This is a genomic window from Nostocoides australiense Ben110 (genome assembly GCF_001050535.1).
GTDB classification, from domain to species: Bacteria; Actinomycetota; Actinomycetes; order Actinomycetales; family Dermatophilaceae; genus Nostocoides_A; species Nostocoides_A australiense.
Genome location: NZ_HG764815.1, coordinates 3,234,202 through 3,237,323 on the forward strand (window position 1 = coordinate 3,234,202; position 3,122 = coordinate 3,237,323).

At 70.2% G+C, this 3,122-nt stretch carries 2 protein-coding genes and 1 pseudogene; all 3 read right to left on the reverse strand.

Annotated elements, in window-relative coordinates:
- Nucleotides 1-1,517, reverse strand: a 1,517-nt coding sequence (locus BN11_RS15675; RefSeq protein ID WP_157044399.1) for an NADH-quinone oxidoreductase subunit G, incomplete at its 3' end; no start/stop codon positions are given.
- Nucleotides 1,514-2,824 carry an NADH-quinone oxidoreductase subunit NuoF gene (gene nuoF, locus BN11_RS15680; protein ID WP_048699240.1) on the reverse strand — a complete coding sequence of 437 codons (1,311 nt, stop codon included), beginning with the start codon at nt 2,822-2,824 and terminating at the stop codon, nt 1,514-1,516. The genes BN11_RS15675 and nuoF, both read right to left, overlap by 4 nt.
- A gap of 4 nt (nt 2,825-2,828) precedes the next feature.
- A pseudogene (locus BN11_RS25330) lies at nt 2,829-3,122 on the reverse strand (NADH-quinone oxidoreductase subunit NuoE); the annotation flags it as partial.

Consider the following 3,122-nt stretch of genomic DNA (forward strand, 5'->3'; position numbering starts at 1 on the left):
GTGCGCTCGGCGAGAGCGGTGGCGGCGGCCAGCGCACCGGGGACGGTGGCCAGGCGTTCACCGACGAGCAGGACGCTGCCTTCGCCGTCGAGCGCCGCCGCAGCGTCCACCGAACCGAGGATCTCGGTCTCGGTGCCAGGGGCCGCGGGGATCCAGGTGCCGCCCATCTTGCCCAGCCCGCGGGTGGCGAACGGGGCGATGGAGGAGATCTGGGTCTTGTTCTTGCGGAAGGCCTTCCGCAGCCGCAGGAAGACGATAGGGCTCTCTTCCTCCGGCTCGAAGCCGACGAGGAGCACCTTCGGGGCCTTCTCCAGCGCGGCATACGTCACGCTGCCGCCGGCGGGGCCGGTCGCCACCACGCTCGCGGCGAGGAATCGGGCCTCGTCGGCGCTGGCCGGGCGGGCCCGGAAGTCGATCGAGTTGGTGGCGAGGACCGTGCGAGCGAACTTGCCGTAGGCGTAGGCGTCCTCGACGCTGATCCGGCCACCGGTCAGGACACCGGCGCTCTGACCCTGCAGGCCGGCGGCCGCGGCGGCCAGGGCCTCGGGCCAAGAGGCGACCTGCAGCTGCCCGGAAGCGCCGCGCACCATCGGCAGGGAGATGCGGTCACCGACGGTGGGTGCGGTGAAGGCCCAGCGGCCCTTGTCGCAGTTCCACTCCTCGTTGACCTCGGGGTCGTTGATCGCCATCCGGCGCAGCACGACGCCGCGACGGTGGTCGGTTCGGATCGCGCAGCCGCTGGCGCAGTGCTCGCAGGCGCCGGCGGTGGAGACCAGGTCGAACGGACGGCTGCGGAAGCGGTATGCCGCGCCGGTCAGCGCGCCCACCGGGCAGATCTGCACGGTGTTGCCGGAGAAGTAGCTCTCGAAGGGCTGCTCCTCGTAGATGCCGACCTGCTGCAGCGCGCCGCGCTCGACCAGGGCGATGAACGGGTCACCGGCGATCTGGTCGGAGAAGCGGGTGCAGCGGGCGCACAGCACGCAGCGTTCGCGGTCGAGAAGGACCTGGCTGGAGATATTGATCGGCTTGGGATAGGTCCGCTTGACGTCCTCGAAGCGCGAGACCGCCCGGCCGCTGCTCATCGCCTGGTTCTGCAGGGGGCACTCGCCGCCCTTGTCGCAGACCGGACAGTCGAGCGGGTGGTTGATCAGCAGCAGCTCCATGACGCCCTGCTGCGACTTGTCGGCGCCCTCGGAGGTGTACTGGGTCTTGACCTCCATGCCCTCCGCGACCGTCATGGTGCAGGAGGCCTGCGGCTTCATCCGCCCGGGAGGGCCCTGCATCTGGCGCGGGGCGCTGGGCTTGCCGTCCGGTCCGGGCGGGCCGGGCATGGCGACCTCGACCAGGCACTGCCGGCAGGCGCCGACCGGGTCGAGCGACGGGTGGTCGCAAAATCGGGGGATCTGGATGCCGATCTGCTCGGCGGCCCGGATGATCAGCGTGCCCTTGGGCACCGACACCGGTATGCCGTCGATGGTCAGGTTGACCAGATCGGTCTGGGCGGGGGTGACGCTCATGCGTGCGCGTTCTCCTTCGCGAAGACTGCGGAGGCATCCCGGTCGAAGGGGCAGCCACCCTGCGTCAGGTGGGCGAGGTATTCGTCGCGGAAGTACTGGATCGAGCTGGTGACCGGGGAGGTGGCGCCGTCGCCGAGCGCGCAGAAACTGCGGCCGAGGATGTTGTCGCAGACGTCGAGCAGCTTCTCCAGGTCCTCCTCGTCGCCGTGTCCGTGCTCGAGGCGGCCGAGGATCTGCTTCAGCCACCAGGTGCCTTCACGGCAGGGGGTGCACTTGCCGCAGGACTCGTGCTTGTAGAAGTCGGTCCACCGGTCGACGGCGCGCACCACACACGTGGTGTCGTCGAAGATCTGCAGCGCTCGGGTGCCGAGCATCGAACCGGCCGCAGCGACCGAGTCGAAGTCGAGCGGCACGTCCAGGTGCTCCTGGGTGAACAGCGGCGTCGAGGAACCACCCGGGGTCCAGAACTTCAGCGGGTGGTTCTCGTCGCGCATCCCCCCGGCCATGTCGATCAGCTCACGGAGAGTGATGCCCAGCGGCGCCTCATACTGCCCGGGGTTCTTGACGTGCCCGGAAAGGGAGAAGAACCCGTAGCCCTTGGACTTCTCGGTGCCCATGGCGGAGAACCATTCGTCGCCGTAGAGCAGGATCGGGGCGACCGAGGCGATCGACTCGACATTGTTGACGACGGTCGGGCGGGCGTAGAGGCCGGCGACCGCGGGGAACGGCGGGCGCAGGCGCGGCTGGCCGCGGCGGCCCTCGAGGCTGTCGAGCAGTGCCGTCTCCTCGCCACAGATGTAGGCGCCGGCGCCGGCGTGCACGGTGACGTCGAGGTCGAAACCCGAGCCGTGGATGTTCTTGCCCAGGTGGCCCGCGGCATACGCCTCTTCGACGGCGCGCAGCAGCCGGCGGTAGACGTGGACGACCTCGCCGCGCAGGTAGATGAACGCGTGGTTGCAGCCGATGGCGAAGGAGGTGATCGCCACGCCCTCGATGAGGAAGTGCGGTGTCGCCATCATCAGCGGAATGTCCTTGCACGTGCCCGGCTCGGACTCGTCCGCGTTGACGACGAGATAACGGGGCCCGCCGTCCGGCGGGGGCAGGAAGCCCCACTTGACGCCCGTGGCGAAGCCGGCACCGCCGCGACCGCGCAGACCCGAGTCCTTGACGCTCGCGATGATGTCGGCGGGCGGCATACCCAGCGCCTTCTTGAGGCCCTCGTAGCCGCTGTGCTTGGCGTAGGTCTCCAACGTCCAGGAGTTCGGCTGGTCCCAGTAGCGGGTGAAGATCGGCGTGAGCTGCGTCATCGGGTCACTCCCCTGCCTGCTCGGTCTGCTGGGCGCGCTGCAGGGACTCGCCCGCGACATCGGTCATCTTGTCCCGCTCGCCCTGCAGGGCGCTGTCGGCGACGGGGGCAACGTCGGCCACCGGGCCGCTGCCCGAGTCGGAGCCGGCGTCTCCGGGGGCGACCCAGCCCTGCTCGCGGGCGACGCGCAGACCGGCGAGCGAGGCGCTGCCGGCGCCGACGCCCTGGTCGGCCAGGCCGTCGTGGAAGCCGGCCAGCACCCGGGACATCTCCTTGAAGGTGCACTGGCGGGGGGGGGG

Coding starts and splice junctions, on each gene's coding strand:
- nuoF (WP_048699240.1), bottom strand. CDS start 2,824: ATGACGCAGCTCACGCCGATCTTCACCCGCTACTGGGACCAGCCGAAC.